Origin of the sequence: Cohnella xylanilytica, from assembly GCF_014212175.1 — a bacterium.
Classification (GTDB): domain Bacteria; phylum Bacillota; class Bacilli; order Paenibacillales; family Paenibacillaceae; genus Cohnella; species Cohnella xylanilytica.
Map to the genome: position 1 here is coordinate 25,974 of NZ_JACJVR010000106.1, position 21,573 is coordinate 47,546.

General features: G+C 60.7%; 14 protein-coding genes. 12 read left to right on the forward strand and 2 right to left on the reverse strand.

All coding sequences use genetic code 11. The features are described 5' to 3' along the window. Window positions 1-66 precede the first annotated feature (66 nt). Window positions 67-1,137: a GntR family transcriptional regulator gene (locus H7B90_RS26045; protein ID WP_185138826.1), complete on the reverse strand. Its 1,071-nt coding sequence runs from the start codon at window positions 1,135-1,137 to the stop codon at window positions 67-69. Between the two features lie 423 nt (window positions 1,138-1,560). Between H7B90_RS26045 and H7B90_RS26050 the strand changes: the two genes are divergently transcribed. The 10 genes from H7B90_RS26050 (at window position 1,561) to H7B90_RS26090 (ending at window position 14,763) form a co-directional block, all read left to right on the forward strand. Further along, window positions 1,561-2,397, forward strand: coding sequence for a carbohydrate ABC transporter permease (locus tag H7B90_RS26050; RefSeq protein WP_185138827.1), 837 nt, complete (start codon window positions 1,561-1,563; stop codon window positions 2,395-2,397). A gap of 132 nt (window positions 2,398-2,529) precedes the next feature. After that, window positions 2,530-3,882: an ABC transporter substrate-binding protein gene (locus tag H7B90_RS26055; RefSeq protein WP_185138828.1), complete on the forward strand. Its 1,353-nt coding sequence runs from the start codon at window positions 2,530-2,532 to the stop codon at window positions 3,880-3,882. Window positions 3,883-3,894: 12 nt separating this feature from the next. Then, on the forward strand, window positions 3,895-4,836 hold the full coding sequence (locus tag H7B90_RS26060) for a carbohydrate ABC transporter permease (RefSeq protein WP_185138829.1): 942 nt from the start codon (window positions 3,895-3,897) through the stop codon (window positions 4,834-4,836). A 109-nt stretch (window positions 4,837-4,945) separates the two neighbouring features. Beyond that, window positions 4,946-5,386: a hypothetical protein gene (locus H7B90_RS33165; protein ID WP_260411230.1), complete on the forward strand. Its 441-nt coding sequence runs from the start codon at window positions 4,946-4,948 to the stop codon at window positions 5,384-5,386. A gap of 72 nt (window positions 5,387-5,458) precedes the next feature. Then, complete coding sequence (locus H7B90_RS26065; protein WP_260411231.1) at window positions 5,459-6,559, forward strand: hypothetical protein; 1,101 nt, start codon at window positions 5,459-5,461, stop codon at window positions 6,557-6,559. Window positions 6,560-6,563: 4 nt separating this feature from the next. Then, window positions 6,564-7,415 carry a sugar phosphate isomerase/epimerase family protein gene (locus H7B90_RS26070; protein ID WP_185138830.1) on the forward strand — a complete coding sequence of 284 codons (852 nt, stop codon included), beginning with the start codon at window positions 6,564-6,566 and terminating at the stop codon, window positions 7,413-7,415. Window positions 7,416-7,420: 5 nt separating this feature from the next. Next, window positions 7,421-10,027, forward strand: a complete 2,607-nt coding sequence (locus H7B90_RS26075; protein WP_185138831.1) for a glycoside hydrolase family 38 C-terminal domain-containing protein — start codon at window positions 7,421-7,423, stop codon at window positions 10,025-10,027. Between the two features lie 8 nt (window positions 10,028-10,035). Further along, a complete protein-coding gene (locus tag H7B90_RS26080; protein ID WP_185138832.1) occupies window positions 10,036-13,086 on the forward strand; it encodes an alpha-mannosidase in 3,051 nt (1,016 codons plus the stop codon). A 63-nt stretch (window positions 13,087-13,149) separates the two neighbouring features. Then, window positions 13,150-13,818, forward strand: a complete 669-nt coding sequence (locus H7B90_RS26085; RefSeq protein ID WP_185138833.1) for an SGNH/GDSL hydrolase family protein — start codon at window positions 13,150-13,152, stop codon at window positions 13,816-13,818. Between the two features lie 201 nt (window positions 13,819-14,019). Next, entirely contained in the window at window positions 14,020-14,763 is a 744-nt protein-coding gene (locus H7B90_RS26090; RefSeq protein ID WP_185138834.1) for a sulfite exporter TauE/SafE family protein, read from the forward strand. A 444-nt stretch (window positions 14,764-15,207) separates the two neighbouring features. Here H7B90_RS26090 and H7B90_RS26095 read toward each other — a convergent pair whose 3' ends face one another. Further along, window positions 15,208-17,271: a beta-galactosidase gene (locus tag H7B90_RS26095; RefSeq protein ID WP_185138835.1), complete on the reverse strand. Its 2,064-nt coding sequence runs from the start codon at window positions 17,269-17,271 to the stop codon at window positions 15,208-15,210. 140 nt (window positions 17,272-17,411) lie between these two features. Between H7B90_RS26095 and H7B90_RS26100 the strand changes: the two genes are divergently transcribed. Together H7B90_RS26100 and H7B90_RS26105 are read left to right on the forward strand one after the other, a co-directional pair. Beyond that, entirely contained in the window at window positions 17,412-18,242 is an 831-nt protein-coding gene (locus H7B90_RS26100) for a helix-turn-helix transcriptional regulator (protein ID WP_185138836.1), read from the forward strand. Window positions 18,243-18,322: 80 nt separating this feature from the next. Then, entirely contained in the window at window positions 18,323-21,481 is a 3,159-nt protein-coding gene (locus H7B90_RS26105; protein WP_185138837.1) for an ATP-binding protein, read from the forward strand. Window positions 21,482-21,573: the final 92 nt, after the last annotated feature.

The window sequence follows — 21,573 nt, forward strand, 5'->3', positions numbered from 1 at the left end:
CTACCTTCTGATATTCCCTAGTATACGAACTTTTCCGAGATTGATAAAGCATAGAACCGACCCTCGTTACGCCGGCTTGACCGTATTCCGAATGACCAGGCTCGTGGGCAGCAGGATCTTGGCCGTGCCCCGGGCAGAGCCTTCGATCTCGAACAGCAGCTTCGCGCTCTCGCAGCCGAGGACGTCGAAATATTGCTTCACGGTGCTGAGCGGAACCTTGGCGAACGGGGAGCTCTCGAAGTCGTCGAAGCCCATGAGGGACAGCTGTTCGGGAATGCGGATCCCCAGGGCGGTCAACCGGTCGAGCGCCTCGAGAGCTCTTCGGTCGTTCGCGCAGAACAGAGCCGTCAGTTCTCCGGCATGAATCCGGCGCGCGAGCGCCTCGAAGTCCAGCTCCTTCTCGAGGAACAACAGCTCCTCCCGCACCGGGAGGGAGGCATCCGTCATCGCGTTGCGATACCCCTTGCAACGGTCGATCTCCGGGCTCAAGCGATAATCGTAAGCGGCAAAACCGATCCGTTCGTGCCCTTGTCCGATCATATATTCGACGGCTTCGTAAGCTCCGTCGTGATTGTTGCAGGCGACGACGTTAACGGGATAGTCCGCGAGGAATCGGTCGAGCATGACGAGCGGAATCGACTTGGCGCGGATCTCGCTCAGGTAGCTCTTCGCCGCGTCGGGATCGGCGGAATAGAGGAGCAAACCTCTAAGCTCCGATTGAATCAGGCGCAAAATAAGCTCGCGTTCGCGCTCGAAATCGTTTTCCACAAATTCGACGATCAGCTTGCATCCGAGCGGACCCAGGAAGGATTGGACGCCGCGGATGATCTGCATATACGAACTATCGTACATTTCGACGCCGGAGATGACAAGGGCGACCAGATTCGACGGCGCCGCAGGCTCGGTCGTCCGGCCCGCGACGAAGCTTCCCTTCCCCCTTACGCGATAGATGACGCCCTCGTTGACCAGTTCCGTCAGCGCCTTCCGGACGGTGATGGAACTGACGTCCAGCAGCTTGGCGAATTCCGACTCGCTTGGAATCCGATCGTCCTTTGCGATTTCCCGGTTTTCGATCTGGGACAAGACATAGTTCTTTACCCGTTGGTACTTCGGCGGAGACAACGTCTTTTTGCTCACGGCGGCTCACCTCGAATGAACTTTTTCTCCATTATAACGTAAGTCGATCCAATAATGTATACTAACTTAAAGAATAACATCATAAGTTTTGGCGAAGCATGCTTAAGTTGGGGATGGGGATTGAATAGCGAAAAACCTGTATTTATGCAGGTTTAAATCGTTGTTTCGACTATGGGATAGGAAAAGTAAGACACTTGTATATTAAAAAATGGGGGTTGAAAAATGGAAAAGTTCGGTTTAGTATAGGTCTCGTAAAGTATGTGTATTTGATTATGGTTAGCATAATAACTTGGGGGATGCGTATAAAGATCCAGCCAAACGGAAGGACGGTGGTCCGCATTCGGAAGATCGACGCTGTGATTTGCAAACGCTTTAACGACGCGGTCGAGTTCGCCGGCAAGCGAAAGGAGTTGTAGTCGGGAGATGAACCTGAGAGCAAGCTTTCTATTTCACCGATTGTTCGTATACCTGCTTCTCGTATGCGGCGGGGTCGTCTTTATGATTCCCTTCGTATGGATGCTGTCCACCTCGCTCAAAGGCTCCGCAGGGTTGTTCGATATTCCGCCGAAGTGGATTCCGGAGCCCGTTCAATGGCGCAATTACGTCGATGCCGTCCTCGCCTTTCCGTTCTGGAACTATACGGTCAACACGCTGATCATCACCGCGGCCAACATGGCGGGAACGATGATCTCGTCTTCGCTGGTCGCGTATGCGTTCGCGAGGCTGCGATGGCCGGGCCGCGGCGCGTGGTTCGTGGTCATGCTGGCCACGATGATGCTGCCGGGACAAGTGACGATGATTCCGATGTTCATTCTGTTCAAGCACTTGGGATGGCTGAATACCTTCTTGCCCTTGACTGTTCCGAGCTTCTTCGGCTCGGCGATCTACATTTTCTTTCTAAGGCAATTCTTCATGACGATTCCGAGGGAATTCACGGAAGCTGCGAAGATCGACGGCGCTCCGGAATTCATGATCTACTGGCGCATCTTCCTTCCGCTATCGGGCGCAACCATGGCTACCATCGCGATCTTCACCTTCATGGGCACCTGGAACGACTTCATGGGGCCGCTGATTTACTTGAACGACCCCGATAAATTCACGCTCGCTCTCGGACTCCGGTCGTTCCAGCAAGCCTTCGGCACGCGATGGAACGTGATGATGGCCTGTTCCATTATCGTCATGCTGCCTTCCTTGATTCTGTTCTTCACCTGCCAGAGGTACTTCATCGAAGGCATCACCTTGACCGGGATCAAGGGATAGCGAGACCGGGAGGCGAGCCGGGGAAGTCGATAGGGAAGGGAGGGGTCTTGGCAGAGCATCGGCGGTTGGAATAGGGAAAGAGCATGGCGAATCGGCAGTCCCGCATTTCATCCTGGTTAGGAGGGGTCTCCTATGAATTTCCGAATATTCAAGTACCTGATTCCCGGTATGGCGGTCATCTTGATGACCGGCGCCTGCTCCGGCAACGGCGCGAACGGCGTTAACGGGAATGCCGCATCCGGCTCGTCCGGCCCGAATTCGCAGGCGCCGGCGGGCAAAGAGGTGAAGATCTCGTTCTGGCATATCTACAATACCGGTCCGATGAAGGAGCTATACGACAAGCTGATCGACGAGTTCGAGGAAGCGCATCCGAATATTAAGGTCGATCACGCGGGTTACGGGATCTTCGACCTCGGCGATAAGCTGGCGACCGCGCTCGCGGGCGGCACGGGGCCCGATCTGGCGATGGACGGCATCGACGGCGGCCAATTGAAGATCAAGGCCGGCACGATCGTCAACCTGCAGCCCTATATCGAACGGGACGGCGTAGATACGAACCAATACTTCCCGCTGCTGATCGACATCATGAAGCAGGAAGGGAACGGCGACCTGTACAGGCTTCCGCTGGAGACCGACGTTCGCGTGCTTTTCTACAATAAGGAAGCCTTCCGCGAGGTCGGGCTGGATCCGGAGAAGCCGCCGACGACGTGGGAAGAGCTGGAGAGCTATTCGGATAAGCTGACCAAGTGGAACGACAAGACGAAGCTGCTGGACCGGATCGGATTCGCTCCGAATCTCGGCAACTTCTGGTACTGGACGCTGGCTTGGACGAACGGGGTGGACTTCTTCGACGATCAAGGCAATCCGACCCTCGATACGCCGGAGAATATCGAAGCCGCCGAGTGGTGGGTCAAGATGCAGAACAAATACGGAACGAAGGCGTTCAGCGCCTTCCAGTCGCAGTCCGGTTCGCTCGGCTTCGATCCGTTCGTGGGCGGGAAGGTCGCGATGGAGGTCAGCACCAACAACCTCGTCAGCGAGATCAAGGCGAACCAGCCGGATCTGGAGTACGGCATCGCGCCGATTCCGATCAAGAAGAATAACGCGACCTGGTCCGCCGGCTTCTCGCTGGAGATCGTCAACAACAAGGATCAGGCCAAAGCGGATGCGGCATGGGAGCTCCTCAAATTCCTGACGAGCACGGAGATTCAGAAGCGGCATCATATCGCCGGCAACGCGCTGGTGGGCAACCGGTTGGCCGCGACGGATCCCGAATTCATGAAGGATCCCGACTGGAAGACGGTCACCGACCAGATGCAGTTCACCCGCTTCCTCGAGACCCCGATCGAAGCGCAAGGCTGGGGCGGGCAGATGTGGAAAAACGTTCAAGCGGCCGTGGCCGGTTCCATGACTCCGGAGCAGGCGATCAAGACGAGCCAGAAAGAGACGGAAGATCTGATCGCGAATTACAAGAAAACGAGCTAGAGGGTGTGCGGAATGGAACAAGCGGAAATAAAGGTGTCCCCGGCAAAACGGTCCGAACGGCGCAATCGTCTGGCCCGGAGGGAGGCGCTGAACGGCTACGCCTTTTTCTCGCCGTGGCTGTTCGGGTTCCTCGTCTTCACCGCGGGTCCCGTCTTGTATTCGCTGTACTTAAGCTTCACCTCGTACGACACGCTCTCTTCCCCGAAGTGGATAGGGATCATGAACTATAAAGTGCTGCTGACGCAGGATGCGACGTTCTGGAAGAGTCTGTACAACACCTTGTATTATGTCGTATTCAGCGTGCCGCTCGGCCTGATCATCGGGGTGCTGCTGGCCATGCTCATGAATCAGAAGGTGCCGGGCATCCGCTTCTTCCGGACGGTCTTCTACCTTCCGAGCGTCGTATCGGGCGTCGCCGTCGCGCTGCTCTGGATGTGGCTGCTCGATCCGAGCTTCGGCCTCATCAATACGACCCTGGCCAAGTTCGGCATTCAAGGTCCGGGCTGGCTGACGGACGTCGATTGGTCGAAGCCCTCCCTCATCCTGATGAGCCTCTGGGGGGTCGGCGGCAGCATGATTATTTACCTGGCCGGCTTGCAGGGGATTCCGAGAGATCTGTACGAGGCTTCGCGGGTGGACGGAGCGGGCGCGGTCCGGCAATTCTGGCGGATCACCCTGCCGCTGCTGACGCCGACGATCTTCTACAATCTCATCATGGGCCTGCTCGGAGGCTTCCAGGTGTTCCTGCAGTCCTTCGTCATGACGAACGGCGGTCCGGTCGATTCGACCTTGTTCTATGCGCTGTACCTGTATAACAAAGCGTTCAAGTCGAGCCAGATGGGGTACGCTTCGGCGATGGCCTGGATTCTGCTCGTTCTTACGCTGATCTGTACGTTGATCGTGCTCCGCACGAGCAAGAAGTGGGTGTATTACGAAGGGGCGGAGAATAAGTAGCGGACATAAGCGGCGGTAAAAAAAGCGATGGACAAACAGCGGCGGACAACAAGCGGACAGCTCAGTACCGACAGGGGATCTTCATTATCCAACCTAGGAGGAATCGAGTATGCGATTTAACTCTTGGCGAGCGGCCGGATTGTTGACGGCCTGCCTCCTGCTGACCTCGGCGATCGGTCCCGGATTCGCGTCGGCGGAACCGGCGGGGGACGGTCTGGCGGGCAAGAAGCCCAAGCCTCATCCCATTCAGACGCAATTGTTCAAAATTCGAGTCGTCGACGCCGGGACGGGACGGGGCATTCCGGCCGTGGAGCTGCGGACGACGAACGGCATCCGCTACTATACGGACAGCGCCGGCTACGTCGCCTTCGACGAACCGGGTCTCATGAATCAATCCGTGTTCTTCCATCTGTCGAGCCACGGCTACGAGTTCCCGGCGGACTTCTTCGGCAATCGAGGTCAAGCGGTCGACGTCACGCCGGGCGGAAGCGTCACGCTGGAGATGAATCGGGTGAATATCGCCGAGCGGTTGTATCGGGTAACCGGCTAGGGCATCTATCGGGACAGCGTCCTGCTCGGCGAGACGCCGCCCATCGCGGAGCCGCTTCTGAACGGGAAGGTGATGGGGCAGGACTCCGTTCAGACGATCGAGTACCGGAACAAACTGTACTGGTTCTGGGGGGATACGGACAGACCGGCTTACCCGCTAGGGAACTTCCGCGTGACGGGCGCCACCTCGAAGCTGCCGGGCCATGGCGGTCTCGATCCGGACGTCGGCGTCGATCTGGATTACTTCACCGGCAGTGACGGCTTCGTCAAGAGCCTGGTGCCGCCGCTGCCCGACGGAGCCGGCATCGCCTGGGTGTTCGGCTTGATGACGGCCAAGGATGCCGCCGGGAAGGAGCGGCTGCTGGCCGGCTACAGCACGCATAACCCCGAGCTTACCGCCTTCGGCATCCTCGTCTTCAACGACGCAGAGGAGCAGTTCGAACCGCTCGTCCAGTTCCCGGACAAGAACGACTGGCGCCATCCGGGCGGCCAGGCTGCTTATTATGAAGAGAACGGCCAAGGGTATTGGGTGTTCACCGAGCATCGGATGCCGAACCTCCGCGTGCCGGCGACGTTCGCGGCGATTCAGGATTATACGCAGTACGAAGCGTTCACGCCTCTCGCGCCGGGAACGGTTTACGACGGAGCGAACACGACGCTCGAGCGAGATGCCGACGGCAAGCTCGTCTGGGGCTGGAAGAAGAACACGCCGCCTTTGAAGCAGGACCAAGAGAAGGAATTGATCGACTTGGGACTGCTCCAGGCGGGCGATCCGCGATACTTCCAGTTGAAGGACGCGGACACCGGGGCGGACGTCTCGATCGCCGCCAGCGCCGTCGAATGGAACGATTACCGGCAGCGATACGTTATGATCGGACAGCAGGTCGGCGGCAGCGCATCGGGGCTCGGCGAGATCTGGTACTCGGAGGCGGCCGCGCCGCAGGGACCGTGGACGACAGCCAAGAAAATCGTGACGCACGACAACTATACGTTCTATAACCCGGCGCAGCACGAGTTCTTCAACAAAGACGGAGGACGCTACGTTTACTTCGAGGCGACCTACACGAACACGTTCACGAACAGCATAGCGACGCCGCGATACAACTACAATCAGATGATGTATAAGCTCGATCTGGCCGATCCGGCCCTGGGCTTGACGGAAGCGGGAGGGTGACGTCATGCGGATAGGATTGACGCGCGCCGGAGTCGGCGAGGTCGAGAGCGACGAGCGGTTCATCGAGTTGGCCGCCGAGGGAGGATTCAAGGCGGTGGACGTCGACGCGAAGGGATTGGTCGAGCGGCTTGGCGCGGAAGGAGCTGTCCGGAAGCTCGAGAGTCACGGCGTCACCGTCGGCTCGATCGGGCTGCCGGTGGAATGGAGAGCGGGCGAGGAGGAATTCCGGGCCGGACTGACGGACCTGACCGAAGCGGCCGCCGCGGCGAGAGCGCTCGGCTGTACGCGCTGCTGCACCTATATTTTGCCTTCGACCGATTGGAAGCCGGCCCCGTTCATGGCGGCTGCGACCCGGCGACTGAGAATATGCGCCGGTATTCTCGGCGCCTACGGCTTGAGCCTCGGGCTTGAATTCGTGGGACCCCATCACTTGCGAACGGCTTGGAAATACCCGTTCATCTGGACGATGGACGAGACGCTGGACTGGATCGAGGCGATCGGAGAGCCGAATGTCGGTTTGCTGCTGGATTCTTACCATTGGTATACGAACGGCCATACGGTTGCCGACATCGAGCGGCTTCGGCCGCATCAGATCGTCCACGTGCATCTGAACGACGCGCCGAACGTGCCCGCGGAGTCCGCTCTGGACAACGACCGTCTGCACCCCGGAGAAGGCGTCATCGATTTGGCCGGATTCGTGCACGGTCTGCACCGCATCGGCTATGACGGCATCGTCGCCCAGGAGGTGCTGACGCCGTCCGCGCCGGAGGAGACGCCGGAGCGGCTCGTTCGCCGCTCCAAGGCGGGCTTCGACCGCGTCTTCGCGGCCGCCGGAATCCGGCTTGCCGGCGGGTGACGAAGATGGAGAGAACGAATCAAGCGAATCAAGCGAAGCAGGCCTATTTCGTGGACGGTTACCACGGCGGAATCAAAGGGCATATGCCGCTTGGCTCCTGGGCCGACGTTGTCCGCCGGCTTGAGCTGCATCCGGAGTGGAAGCTGTGTCTCGATATCGAACCGATCTCTTGGGAGACGCTGCGCCGGACGGATCCCCGCTCCTATGATGCGATCAAGCGGCATCTGAACGACCCGGCGGGCCGGGTGGAGATTGTAGCGGGAAGCTACGCCCAGCCGTTCGGCTGGGTCATCGGCGGAGAGAGCAACATTCGGCATTTGACCCGGGGAATGGAGATCGTCCGCGAGCACTTTCCCGGGGTCGCCGTCGATACGTATGCGACCCAAGAGCCTTGCTGGAGCAGCAGCTTCCCGCAAATTCTCCGTTCTCTCGGCTACAAGCGGGCCGTTCTCAAAAATCCCGGTACGGCTTGGGCCGGGTACGCCTCCGGCACGGATCGCGAGACCGTGCTATGGGTAGGGCCGGACGGCACTTCCATCCCCTGCGTTCCGAGGTACGCCTGCGAAGAGCTGCTGAACGCTTGGGAGACGGAAGCCGCGTATATGAAGCCGGACTTCATAGGCAAATGTATCGCTCGCGGCATCGCTCATCCGGTAGGCAGCTTCTTGCAGGATCTGGGTTGGCCGGCGTACCCGCGGCTGGACGGGGACCGCATCCGATACGCGACGTGGCGCGAATATATGGAGGAGATCGCCGCTCCGCCTTCCGAGGCATGGCTTATCACCCAAGAAGACATTCGCTGCACGCTTCCATGGGGAGAAGGGACGCTGCAGCGGATGTCGCGGGAGGTTCGGTCGGCCGAACAAGCGGTCCTTGCCGCGGAGAAGATGGCTTCCCTCGCCAGCGTGGTTACCGGATTCGCCTATCCGGAGGAGAAGCTTCGCGAGGCTTGGGACCAACTGTTGTTGTCCCAGCATCACGATGCCTGGATCTGCGCGACGACAAGAGATGGGCGCGAGAAGTGGGCCTGGCAAGCGGGGGCGCAAAGCTGGATGGCGGAGCTGCTTAGCAACGATATTCGCGAACGCGCGATGGACAGCTTCTCCCGGGGCCGGGATGAAGACGGCGCCAACGCAGTGAACGGCGAGAACGGCGAGTACGGCATCCGCGTGTTTAATTTATCGGGAATGGCGCGCAAGGAGCTGACGGAGATCGAAGTCCCGGCGATGGGAGCGGCGGCGATTCGCGTACGGAGTCCGGATGGCGCCCTCGTTCCGAGCCAGATCGCGCCGACGAGAATCTGTCGCGACGACGGCAGTCTCCAGGCGTGCAAGCTGATCTTCGAGGCGGAGCCGCCCGCGATGGGGTATCGCGATTATGCCATCGAGTACGTGGCCGAAGCCGACGGGCAGACAAGCGCCGGCCGGGACGACGACCGCTCGATCGCGTTCGCGACGGTATTCGACGATCATGCGGTCATCGAGACGGACATCTATCGGATTCGGATCGATACGGTCCGCGGCGGCACGATTACGGAATGGTTCGACCGGTCGCTGAACCGGTCGTTCGTCTCCGCCGAGCGGCCGTTCAACGAATTCGCCGGATACCTGATCCAAGAAGGGCGTTGGGCGAGCAGCGCCGAGGCGCCCGTCGAGTTGACGATCCGGGAGAACGGACCGCTTCGGGTCGTTCTCGAGATGAAGGGCAAATTCGGGAACGCGGACTTCGTCTCGACGTTAACCGTCGCCCGAGGCCGTAGAGCGCTCGATTGCCAAGTCCGGTTCCGCTTCGACGGCGATACGTGGGTCGGCGATCCTTGGGAGATGGCTCCGGTTAATCGGAATACGGAACGGAGGAGATCGCCCCATAACGCTCGCTATAAGCTGCGGGCGAGATTCCCGTTCGCGTTCGTTAGGCGGAAGGTCTATAAGAATTCCGCGTTCGACGTGACGGAAAGCCGGCATGCCGACACGCACTTCGAGCGTTGGGACGAGATCAAGCACAGCGTCATCCTGAATTGGGTCGATGCCTACGATGAGGAGCTCGACCTGGGACTCGCGATCTTCTCCGACCGTACGACGGGGTATTCGCACGGGGAAGACGAACCGCTTGCCCTTACGCTCGGCTGGGGCGGGGAAGGCGGCTTCTGGTGGGGCAAACGTCCGCTTGCGGGCGTTCAAGAGGCGCGATACGCGATCGTGCCTCACGGCGAACGCTGGGACCGGGCCGGCATCGCGCAGGAGTCCATGCGATGGGCGGAGCCGCTGCTTCCGATGACGATCCGCGGATTCGCCGGGTCGCCCGGGTCGTTGTCGCTCATGCATGTGACGGATCCGTCCATCGAGGTAAGTTCCGTGCGACGGGAAGGCCGAGACCTGCCCGTTCGTCTGTACAACTCCGCCCCGAAGGAGTCGAGCTTCTCCGTCGCGATTCGCGCGGAATCGGGAGACGTCGCGGAGGCCGAGCTGGACGGCAAGCTCAAGGAACGGCTTCGGCGTTCCGCCTTGCCGGATCGGGGCTTCGAAGCGAGCCTGTCGCTCCGGCGGCACGGACTCGCCACGCTCCGAATCTGCGACATTCGTTACAGCCAAGACGATACCAATAGGATGTGAGCGGAAGCTTGAATAGAAGACAAGAGATTCGATACCATGTCGAGAAGCTGCTTCAGGAGAAGAACCGATACCTGTATTCGAGATTAGCGCCGATCGACTTTGCCGGCTTCGTCACGAAGGAGCGCCTGACCTGCTCGGAGATCGGAGCTTACGCATTCGAACCCGTTCGACCGGGAGACCGATGGGGCGGCGATTGGACGTACGGCTGGTTCCGGGCGTCGATCGTCATACCGCCGGAAGCGGAGGGCAAGCGGGCGGTCGTGCGGGCCGACCTCGGCTCGGAAGCGACGCTGTACGTGAACGGGGTCGTCAGCGGAGCGTTGGATCTCCAGCATCATGACGCGACGTTGACGCGTTGCGCGAAGCCCGGAGAACGGTTCGAATTCGTCGCGGAGGCGTATGCCGGCCATTCGAATCGGCAGCCGACTCTCGGCGAATCGTACCTGTGCATTTTCGAAGAGGACGTCTATGCATTCTTCATCGATCTCGAATGCTTGCAGCAGGTCGGGGATCATATCGCCGCCGATTCGCTGCGGGCGGCGGAGATCCATCGCTGCCTCGCTCAAGTGGCGTCGACCGTCGATTTCGGCCTTCCCCGGGAGGCGCTGACGGAGAACCTGAATCGGTGCCGGCAGACGATGGCTCCGCTCCTCGCTTGCGTGAACGGCTCGACGGCTCCCACGCTGTTCCTCATGGGTCAGTCCCACCTCGATATCGCCTGGCTCTGGCCGATCGAGGAGACGAAGCGGAAGATCGCCCGGACGATGTCCAACCAGCTTGCGCTCATGGAGGAGTATCGCGACTATCGTTACATGCAGAGCCAGCCTTATCTGTTCCAGCTCGCCAAGGAGCTCTATCCCGAGCTGTACGCTCGAATCAAGCGGGCGGTGGAGGAAGGGCGGATCCTTCCCGAAGGCGGGATGTGGGTCGAATCCGATACGAATTTGCCCGGCGGGGAGAGCCTGATCCGCCAGGTTCTGCACGGCAAGCGGTTTTTCCGGGAGGAGTTCGGCAAGGACAACGAGATGCTGTGGCTGCCCGACGTGTTCGGTTATTCCGGCAACCTGCCGCAGATCATGCAGGGCTGCGGGCTTCGCTACTTCGCTTCCGTCAAGATGTTCCAGACCTACGAGAATGTCTCGGATCCGTTCCCGTACAATACGTTCCTCTGGGAAGGCATCGATGGCTCGCGGGTTCTGACGCATCTGCTCGATTACGGCGATTTTCCCATCCGGGTCACCCCGTCGTTCCTGATCCGCCAATGGAACGACCGCGCTCAGAAGGAGGGCATCTCGACCCGCCTCGTGCAGTTCGGACATGGCGACGGAGGCGGCGGAGCGAACCGGGACGACCTGGAGTTCCTGCGCCGGCTCGCGGATTTGGAAGGCGTCCCGCGAACGAGGCACGGCTCGCCGATCGACTACTTCGAGGATCAGGCCGCAAGAGGCCTTCCCGACGCCAAATACGTGGGTGAGCTGTATTACCCGGCGCACCGGGGGACCTACACGACGCAGGCGCAGCTCAAGCGCTTGAACCGCAAGACGGAGATCGGCTTCCGGGAGATGGAGCTGTGGGGAGCCGCCGCGGACCGGCTGCGGAATCGGGCGTATCCTTACCGGGAGATGGATCGGCTATGGAAGCGGCTGCTGCTGCAACATTTTCACGACATCTTGCCCGGCACTTCCATTCATCGAGTCCATGAAGAAGCGCAGGCCGAACTCGAATCGTTGCTCGAGACCGTCCAGGCGATGGCCTCCGGCGCAAGGGAGGCGCTGGCGGACGACGAACGTTCCTTTGTCACGCTTTTTAATTCCCTGTCCTGGGGGAGGCGGGAGCTGGTCGCCCTGCCGGACGGCGTCGAAGGCCTTACAGACCGGACCGGGCGGCCGTTGCCCGTTCAATGGCATGAAGGGGCGGCGTACGCGGAGCTCGAAGCTCCCTCCATGGGCTGGTCGACGTATGCGGTCGGCCGGCCGGGGATTGTTCCCGCGGAAGAGCCGTTCCAAGTCCCCGCAGCCGTGTCCGCAACCCCGTCGCGACTCGAGAACGAGCTCCTGGCGGTCGAGATCAACGAATGGGGCGAGCTGGTCAGCATTGTGGATAAGGAGACCGGGACCGAGTGGGCGGCAGGCCCTTGCAACGCCATGAAGCTATACCGCGATCGGCCGTCCGCGTTCGACGCGTGGGAGATCGACCGGCGATACCGGGCGTCCCCGGTCGAACTGGAGGAGAAGGCGAGCGTCTTCGTCACGGCCGACGGCCCGCTCTTCGCGAGCGTTCGCGTCGAGAGGACTCTTCATCGGTCGACTCTGATTCAAGATATACGGATTCGGGCCGGCAGCGCGCGGATCGATATCGACACGACGGTTCGCTGGAACGAGACGAACAAGATGCTGCGGGTCGATTTTCCGGTGCGCGTTCATGCGAACGAGTCGATGCAGGAGATTCAGTTCGGATACGTCAAGCGGCCGAATCACGCTTCGCGCCCCCACGACGCGGACCGTTACGAGGTATGCCAGCATAAGTGGTCGGCGCTTGCGGAGACGAACCGCGGCTTCGCGCTGCTGAACGATTGCAAATACGGGATCTCCGTCCAAGATCGTACGATGAGCCTGACGCTGCTCCGATCCCCCACGCAACCGGACGAGACGAGCGATCAAGGAACGCACCGGTTCTCGTACGGATTCACGCTCTGGAACGGATCGTTCCTGGACAGTCCCGTCGTCCGGCAAGCCTACGAGCTGAACTACCCGGTTCACGTCGCACGGGGAGGCAGCCGTCTTAAAGAGCTCTCGCTTCTTCGAATGGATTCGTCCTATGTGATCGCGGAGACGGTCAAGCTGGCCGAGGACGGATCGGGAGACTGGATCGTCCGCCTCTACGAGAGCAAGGGAGCTTCGGTATCGTGCCGGCTGCGCTTCGGGCTGCCCGTCTCTTCGGCGTTCCAGACCGATATGCTGGAGGAGAGCTTGGCCGAATTGCCGCATGCGGACGGAGAGATCCCGCTCCGATTCCGCCCCTTCGAAGTGAAGACGATTCGGCTCGTTCTGCAATCCTAGGAATTCCCGTAATTCCCGTAATTCCCGTAAGATAGCCAGTTCGATATGGGAGGCAGGATGACCGTGAAGCTGCGACATAATCAGCGTCTCGTCCTGATCGGAGATTCGATCACGGACTGCGAGCGCAAATTCCCGCACGGGGAAGGATTGTTCCAAGGCGTAGGCAAAGGCTACGCCGCCCTGGCGGACGCCTTGCTCCAGGCGGCGTATCCCGAGCTGAACATTCGAGTGACCAACATGGGAATCGGGGGCAATACGGTTCGCGATTTGAAGGCCAGGTGGCAATCGGACGTGCTCGATCTGAAGCCGGATTGGCTGACCGTCCTGATCGGCATCAACGACGTATGGCGACAATTCGATCAGCCCGCGATCCCGGAGTCGCACGTGCTGCCGGAGGAATACGAGCGCACGCTCGCGGAATTGGTGGAGTCGGCGGTTCCCTGCACGCAAGGGATCGTTATTCTGACGCCGTTCTATCTGGAGCCGAACGCCGAGGATCGGATGCGGAAGCGGATGGATGAATACGGCCGCGCGGCCGGTAGGGTCGCCGAGCGGTTCGGCGCGCTATTCGTGGATACGCAGGCGGCGTTCGACCCTCATTTTGCGCATGTGCACCCTACCGCGCTCGCCTCCGACCGCGTGCACCCGAGCTTGACCGGCCATCTGCTGATCGCGCGCGCGCTGCTGCAGGCGCTCGGCTTCGATTGGGGACGGATGGGCGGCGGAGCTTGATCCGGGTCTTTCGATTGAGGCGTTCGCATGGAATGCCATAAGCGCGCATGCAGACGGCTTCGGTGCAGACCGAAGCCGTTTGTTGCGTTCTCTACGAAATGAATGGAATTGAAATTTCGAACCCGGCAGCTTCGAGATTTCTATTGGAACGAGAGCGAGAACCGGATATGATGAAGGGAGACTTCGCAGAAGGAGACCTTCATGGATTATTCTTATCTTCAAGTGATCGTAACGATCCTTTGCGCGGTGCTTGTCGGTTTTACGAAAACGGGTTTGCCGACGCTCGGCATCTTCGTGGCGGCCATCATGGCGACGATCTTCCCGGCGCGGGAGTCCGTCGGCTTGCTGACGCCCATGCTCATCGCCGGAGACATCGTGGCCATTCTCTATTATCGCAAAGCGGTCGTCTGGAAGCATCTGTTCTTTCTGCTGCCTTGGGTGCTTGCGGGGATCGTCGCCGGGTTCTTCGTCCTGGACTATATTAACAACGGAGCGCTGTCCGTACTCATCGGTTCGCTGGTGCTCGTCTTGATCGCCGTCCATCTGTTTAAGGGGAAGCTGGAGAGCGCGCTGCATATCTCGCTCGCCAAGTCCCGAACCTTCACCGGGGTGCTCGGCGTTCTCGCCGGCTTCACGACGATGATCGGCAACGCGGCGGGCAGCATCATGTCGATCTACCTGCTGTCCAAAGGCATGAACAAGACGACCTTCGTCGGCACGAACGCCTTTTTCTTTTTCATCGTCAACGTCATCAAGGTTCCGTTCACCGTCTATCTCGGCTTGATCAACGCCCGTTCGCTGACGCTGAACGCCTGGATGATTCCGGTCGTGCTCGCCGGCGCGGCGATCGGCTTCAAGGTGCTCCCGCTGATCCCGCAGAAGTACTTCCAGGCGATTATCCTCGCCCTGGCGGCGTTCGGCGGCGTGTATCTGATACTCTTCTAATGAGAGAGACGTATGGGACAACGGAAAAAACTACGAATGTCCAATTGTCCAAAAGGCGCCATGCTTGAACGGTGGACGAAAAATCATACAAATTCTGCTTCAGGGAGACGTCTTGCTTGAATGTTGTATGATAAATCATACAAATTATGCTTCAGGAAGGCGCCATGCTTGAACGGTGTACGAAAAATCATACAAATTCTACTTCAGGGAGACGCCTTGCTTGAATGGTGTATGAAAAATCACACAAAATCATTTGCCTTGTTTTTTTCGGCAAGATTGGGCTCTCCGGCCCGGTCAATATGCGCTGAGCCGATCCATTCGAAGATAAGTACCTTATCATGAGTAACGGAGCTTGTATGTAAATGGGTCATCCGTAGAAAAAAGCTGCGTCCGGTGTTAGCCGGAAGCAGCTTTTTATCGTATGATGGCCTCTTCTCGTATGCCTTACTCAAGCGACAGCACCTTCACGCCGTAAGGCTCGATCGCCAGATCCCCGGCTGCCAGCCGCTCGCCGGCGAGCAGATCGTCGGTCTCCCGCAGCAGACGGGCGGAGACCGGTCGGCCGGAGTAGTTGAGCAGGAAGGCGAAGCGGCGATTCCCCTTCTCGCGGATCGCGATCTCCACCTCGGAGGGCAGCTCCGCCCAACCGGCCGTCGCGGGCTTGAGACCGAGGCGGCGAACCAGAGCATCCGCGACTTCGCGGGTGAACGCGGCTCCGTAATAGTACGCCTCGCCGCCGCCATAGGAAGCCCGGGTCAGCGCGGGTTTGCCCGCGTAGTAGTCGCCGTCGTACACGGCCAGCGTCTCGACGCTCTCGTTCATCGGACGAAGAATGTCGTTGAACTTAACGGCCGCGGCGCCGCGTTCCTCGCCGCCGTCGACCCACCGAATGTTCGGCGCAGCGCCGCCGCCCGGGATCAGGGTGAAGTCCTCCACCGTCACCCCGCACAGCTCCGCGACCGGACCCGGGAACGGCATCATCCGGCAATGTCCGCGCGTGTCCTTGTAGCCGGTGCGAGCCCCGAAGATCAGCTTGCCGCCTCCCGCCACGTACTTCTTCAGCAGCTCGGCCGTCTCTTCCGACATAATCGCGGGATGTGGATAGATCAACGCTTGGTAGCGCGCGAGCTCGTCCAAGCCCGTACTTCCCCGCATATACAGGTAATCGTACGGAATGTGGTTCAGCTGCAGCGACTTGCTCCAGCCGTATTCGCTCTCTCCCGTAAGCGGGCCGTGCCAGGCGTCCAGCTCGCCGTCCCATTCGTTGTCGTAATCGCGTACGATGGCGACGTCCGCCGCATACCGGGAGCCTGCGACGGCCTTCCCGATCCGTCCCCATTCGCGGCCGATCGTCTGCGCCTCCGCCACCCGGCGGTTGGGCTGGTTATGATAGTCGTTGATTCCGTGCCAATAGATCTCGGTGCCGAAGGAAGCCGTCCGCCAGCGGAAGTACAACAGCATGTCCGCGCCGTGGGCGACGGATTGATACGTCCATAACCGCATCTGCCCCGGCTTCGGAGACGGCTGCGCCATTCGGTTCACCCAGCCGCCCGGCCCCGATTGCTGCTCCATGACGCAGAAGTTGGGGGAGATCGAACGAACCTTCGCTAGGTTGTTGGACCACTTGCGATCCAGGAGGGGGTCGTCTCGATCGGCGTCGTTCCAGAGGGTAGCGAAGTTCGGGTACGAATCGTACGAGAAGAAGTCCAGCAGCTCGTCGGTCATCGCGTGGCTGTCCAGATGGCCGAACAGGCCGTTGGTCGTGATCGGCTGATTCGGCGCCAGCTTCCGCACAATCTCGACCTGCACCCGGAGGAACGAGATGGCGTTGTCCGAGATGAACCGCTTCTCGTCCAACGCTTGATGCGGATTCGGGGAATCGGCCGGCGTGGGGCGCGGCAGATGCACCTGTTCCCAGTCCGAGTAGCTCTGGTTCCAGAAGACGGTCCCCCAGGCCCGGTTCAGCTCCTCCAAGGTGCCGTATCGTTCCCGCAGCCAAGAACGGAACGCGGCATGGTCCGCGGGAGAGTAGAAGACGTTCGACTCGCAGTTGATCTCGTTGTCGATCTGCCAGCCCGCGACGCCGGGATGGTTCGCGTAATGGCGGGCCATCGCTTCGGTTATTTTGGCGCAATAGTCGCGGTATACCGGGCTGCTGTAATTGTAGTGCCGCCTTAACCCATGCTGATGTTGCACGCCCTCCAGCGTGACGTTCAGAACCTCGGGATGCTTGTGCGTCAACCAGGCGGGCGGCGTCGCCGTCGGGGTGCCGAGAATCACCTTCAGTCCGTGCTCGTGCGCCAGGTCGATGGCGCGGTCGAATACGTCGAACGTGAACTGGCCTTCTTCCGGTTCGAAGAAATTCCAGGCGAACTCGCCCATGCGAACGACGGTGAAGCCGAGCTCGCGCATGCGCCTGTAATCGTCGGCCCACAAGCTCTCGGGCCACTGCTCGGGATAATAGCATACTCCCAGTTCGAACTGCTCGACCGCTAGGGATTTGGACACGGTTCAAGACCTCTTTTCATTTTAATATACTAATTTTTTGCTGTGGAATCGCCTTCATAATCTCATTATAAAATGCTATAATTCCGTGTAAATAACATCATTTTGCCCGGAGTATCATCATTTTGCGTTTTGGAGGGGACATGAAACACCATTACGTGCTGCCGGAGCCGATGTACAAGCATTTTGCGGGTTATCCGGATATTATGGGGCTGTACTCCGAGTTCCCCGAGCACAAGGAGCGGCGGGAGCGGGGACAGCTGCAGCAAGGCAATCTGCATTTGGTATTGAACGGCCGAGGATACGTCACGGATAACGGCAGGGAATACGCCTTGGAGGCGGGGCAGGGCTTCTATTACGGACCGGGCTTGGAGCAGGAGTACCGGGCGGATCCGAAGGAGCCATGGGAGGTGTTCTGGGTGCATCTGGCCGGCGAGGGGGTGGACCGGCTGCTCGACGGCCGCGGAGCGTCCTCGGTATGGTTGTTCGCGTTCGGGGGGGAGCCGAAGGTCAGAGGTTTGACCGAGGAGCTGCTTCGGCTCGCCGCCAATAATGACCGAAGCGAGGTTCGCATGGCGGCGAAGGTGTACGAATTGCTGGCCGAGCTCGCGCTGAACGCGGAGACTCTCGGCAAGGCGGCGGCTCCGGACAGGCGCGCACGGATGCGGGAGACGGCGGAGTATATCCGATCGCATTGCGCGGAGCCGCTGACGCTCTCGCAGATGGCCGAGAAGGCCGGGTTCAGCGCCTATTACTTCAGCCGAACGTTCCACGAAGTGATGGGACGAACGCCGACGGAGTGGCTGTTCGAATGCCGGCTCGTCGTCGCCAAGCGGCTGCTCGCGTCCACCGGCTGGACGATCAAGCGGGTGGCGGAGCAATCCGGCTTCTCCCAGAGCAGCTACTTCATCGCCCGCTTCCGCGAGAACACCGGCTTGACCCCGCAGGAATACCGGAGCAAGTATCATCTTTGATCTGTTACCCGGGATTCATTTCGCTCGTTCTTCGGATATAACGAAGGAATTTCCGCGATTCTTGTCGAAACCGTATTCTTATGATGAAAAGAAGAAAAATCGCGGCCATCGTCGGCCTGTTCCTCCTCGCTCTGATCGGGCTGCGCCTGGCCTGGATCGGCGTGCAGACGACTTCGGCAAGGGCCGAGGCCGAAGACGGCTTGCTCGATCTGCGGCGCTGGGACCCTTCGTCCCAACCGATCTTCTCCCTCTCCGGGGAGTGGGAATATGTTCCTTCGCGCCTCGTGACCCCCGGTCCGGACGGCGCCTTCAAGGCGGAAGAGAGCCCGGTCGAGACGGTAACGGTCCCCGGAAGCTGGCGGCAGCAGACGGGATCCTCCTTCGGGTTCGGGACTTATCGGCTGCGCATTCTGCTGCCGTCCGGAAGCTTGCCGGAATTGACCGTTCGCGTCCCGGGAATCTCCGCATCGTCGGCTCTGTACGTGAACGGACGCCTTCTTGGCGGCTCCGGCCGTCCGGCCGAACGAGCTTCGTCCTATACGCCGAGCGTCTCGTCCTATTCCGCGACCTTCGCGGCCGATCGCGACGTTCTGGATATCGTCCTTCAGACGGCCAATTACGACGATCGCATCATGGGCGGCTTGTCGGAGCCGGTCAAGTTCGGCACGGCCAAGGCGATGAACCGGGCATACTGGTTCTCCGCCGGCTCCCAAGCGGCGGTCTGCCTGTTGATGCTCATCCACGCGTTGTACGCGTTCGTCCTGTACTTCATCGGGAATCGGCAGAAGGCGCTGCTGCTCTTCTCCCTGCTGGGGCTCTTCGGGGCGGGCGTCGCCCTATGCGATATCGATCGTATTCTGTCTTCCTGGTTCGGGGTCGACTACGAAGCGTTCTATAAAGTGTTCTATCTGTCCTACCTGGGCGCGGCGGCGCTGCTCCTGCAATATTTAAGAAGCCTGCTGCCCGAATTCCCGGCTCTTCGGTATGCGCGGTGGCACTTCGCCGCCTGCGTCGCCTTCGGATTGTTCGTGCTGGCGGCGCCGGTCAAGCTGTTCACCTATGCCGACGGCCTTCATACGGCGCTGCTGGTGATCCCGTTCTTGGCGGCCCCCGTCTTCCTCTATCGCGCCGCGCGAAGAGGCGTGCCCGATTCGATCTACCTGCTGCTCGGGGCGGCGGCCGTCCTGACGAATACCGTCTGGGGACTGCTGAATTACTCGCTGTTCCTCGATATCGGATACTACCCGTTCGATATGCTGGCCTTCTTCGTCTCCTTCGCGCTGTACTGGTTCAAGCGGTACTTCCGCAACGCCGCCGAGACCGTCCGGCTGGCGGAACGGCTGCAGGCGGCGGACAAGCGCAAGGACGAGTTCCTCGTGCACACCTCTCATGAGCTGAGGAACCCGCTGCACGGCATCCTGAACATGGCCCAGGCCGTGCTCGACAGCGGAGGGCGGTCGGACGAGGAGACGAATCGGGAGCGGCTCGCTCTGCTCGTCTCGGTCGGCAAGCGCATGTCGTTCCTGCTCAGCGACCTGATCGAGCTGAACCGGCTGCGGGAGAACCGTCTTCGTCTGAAGCCGGCGCCCCTTCTTCTGCAGGCGGAGACGGCGGGCGTGCTGGACATGGTGCGGTTCATGTCGGAAGGCAAGCCGGTTCGGCTCGAGAACCGGGTTCCGGATTCGCTTCCGGCGGTGCTGGCGGACGAGAATCGGCTTGTGCAGATTCTGTTCAATCTGCTGCACAACGCGGTCAAGTTCACGAACGAGGGAGTCGTCTCGATCGAGGCTCATGTCGAAGCCGATAAGGTCGTCGTACGGGTCGCGGATACCGGGATCGGAATGGACGGGAAGACGCTTAGCCGGATCTTCCAGCCCTACGAGCAGGGGGCGAACGAGGAAGAGACGAACGCCGCGGGATTCGGGCTCGGCCTGACGATCGGCAAGCGGCTGGTGGAGCTGCACGGAGGGGAGCTGACGGCCGATTCGACTCCGGGCGTCGGCTCCGTCTTCCGGTTCACGCTTCCTCTGGCGAAGGCGGACGGCCTCGACCCGGCGGGAAGCGAGGCCGCCGCGGCCAAGCTGGTCGAGGAAGCTGACGTTCCGGCGAGCGTCCCGGCAGGCTCGGTCTCGGCCTCAGCCGCCGCCTTGAACGCGGCTGAGGCCGACGGCTCCATGCCGGGCGCCTCCATCTCGGACTCCGCCGAAGAGGATCGGCCCCGCATTCTCGCCGTCGACGACGATCCCGTGAACCTGCGCATTCTGACGAACGTGCTCGGCCCGGATCGTTACGAGATCGTGACGACGACCAGCGGCTTCGAAGCGCTGTCCCTCTTGAACTCGGGCTCCTGGGATCTGCTCGTCGCGGACGTCATGATGCCGGACATCTCCGGCTACGAAGTCGCCCGGACCGTCCGGACGATCTACTCTCCCTCCGAGCTGCCGATTCTGCTGCTTACGGCCCGTCAACGGGCCGAAGATATCGAAGCGGGATTCCGCGCCGGGGCGAACGATTACGTCGTGAAGCCCGTCGACGCAGCCGAGCTGCGGATGCGGGTGAAGGCGCTGACGGACGTCGCGCGCGCCGCCCGCGAGCAGAAGCGCCTGGAGGCCGCCTGGCTGCAGGCGCAGATTCAGCCGCATTTCCTGTTCAACACGCTCAATTCCATCGCCGCGCTCGGCGACGAAGACACCGCCCGCATGCGCGACCTGCTGGTCGCCTTCGGCGATTATCTGCGGGCCAGCTTCGACTCCGCCAACTCGGACCAGCTGGTGCCGCTGCGGAAGGAACTGGACCTGGTGCGGGCTTATCTGTACATCGAGAAGGAACGGTTCGGACAGCGGGTACGTGTCGAATGGGAGGCGGACGACCATCTCCAGCTGAGGGTTCCGCCTCTCTCCGTCCAGCCCCTGGTGGAGAACGCCGTCCGGCACGGCCTGCTCCGGCGATCCAAGGGAGGCACCGTCCGCATTCGGACGGAGGATCTGGGGGATCGCGTGGAGATCTCCGTCGAAGACGACGGAGTCGGCATGGAGCCGGGCGCGCTGCCGCAAGCCCTGCGGCGGGCGAAGCCGCTCGACGGCGGGTCGGGAATCGGCCTGGCTAACACGAACCGCCGGTTGAAGCAGCAATTCGGGGAAGGCTTGCTCGTTCGCAGCCGCCCCGGGGAGGGGACGGTCGTCTCCTTCGTCGTTCCGAAGGAACGGCTCCGGGAGCCGGCCCGCCCCCGGAGAGCCTAGAAAAAGACGGGAGCCCGCATCTAAGAGATGGGGCTCCTTGTTGTTGCTCTCGTTGCTTTTGTTGAAATCGTTATAGTTGTGGTTGTCGTTGT

What these genes read in the sequence shown, in the direction of transcription:
- H7B90_RS26050 (WP_185138827.1), top strand. Translation starts at nt 1,561, where the DNA reads ATGAACCTGAGAGCAAGCTTTCTATTTCACCGATTGTTCGTATACCTG.
- H7B90_RS26055 (WP_185138828.1), top strand. Translation starts at nt 2,530, where the DNA reads ATGAATTTCCGAATATTCAAGTACCTGATTCCCGGTATGGCGGTCATC.
- H7B90_RS26060 (WP_185138829.1), top strand. Translation starts at nt 3,895, where the DNA reads ATGGAACAAGCGGAAATAAAGGTGTCCCCGGCAAAACGGTCCGAACGG.
- H7B90_RS33165 (WP_260411230.1), top strand. Translation starts at nt 4,946, where the DNA reads ATGCGATTTAACTCTTGGCGAGCGGCCGGATTGTTGACGGCCTGCCTC.
- H7B90_RS26065 (WP_260411231.1), top strand. Translation starts at nt 5,459, where the DNA reads ATGGGGCAGGACTCCGTTCAGACGATCGAGTACCGGAACAAACTGTAC.
- H7B90_RS26070 (WP_185138830.1), top strand. Translation starts at nt 6,564, where the DNA reads ATGCGGATAGGATTGACGCGCGCCGGAGTCGGCGAGGTCGAGAGCGAC.
- H7B90_RS26075 (WP_185138831.1), top strand. Translation starts at nt 7,421, where the DNA reads ATGGAGAGAACGAATCAAGCGAATCAAGCGAAGCAGGCCTATTTCGTG.
- H7B90_RS26090 (WP_185138834.1), top strand. Translation starts at nt 14,020, where the DNA reads ATGGATTATTCTTATCTTCAAGTGATCGTAACGATCCTTTGCGCGGTG.
- H7B90_RS26100 (WP_185138836.1), top strand. Translation starts at nt 17,412, where the DNA reads ATGAAACACCATTACGTGCTGCCGGAGCCGATGTACAAGCATTTTGCG.
- H7B90_RS26105 (WP_185138837.1), top strand. Translation starts at nt 18,323, where the DNA reads ATGATGAAAAGAAGAAAAATCGCGGCCATCGTCGGCCTGTTCCTCCTC.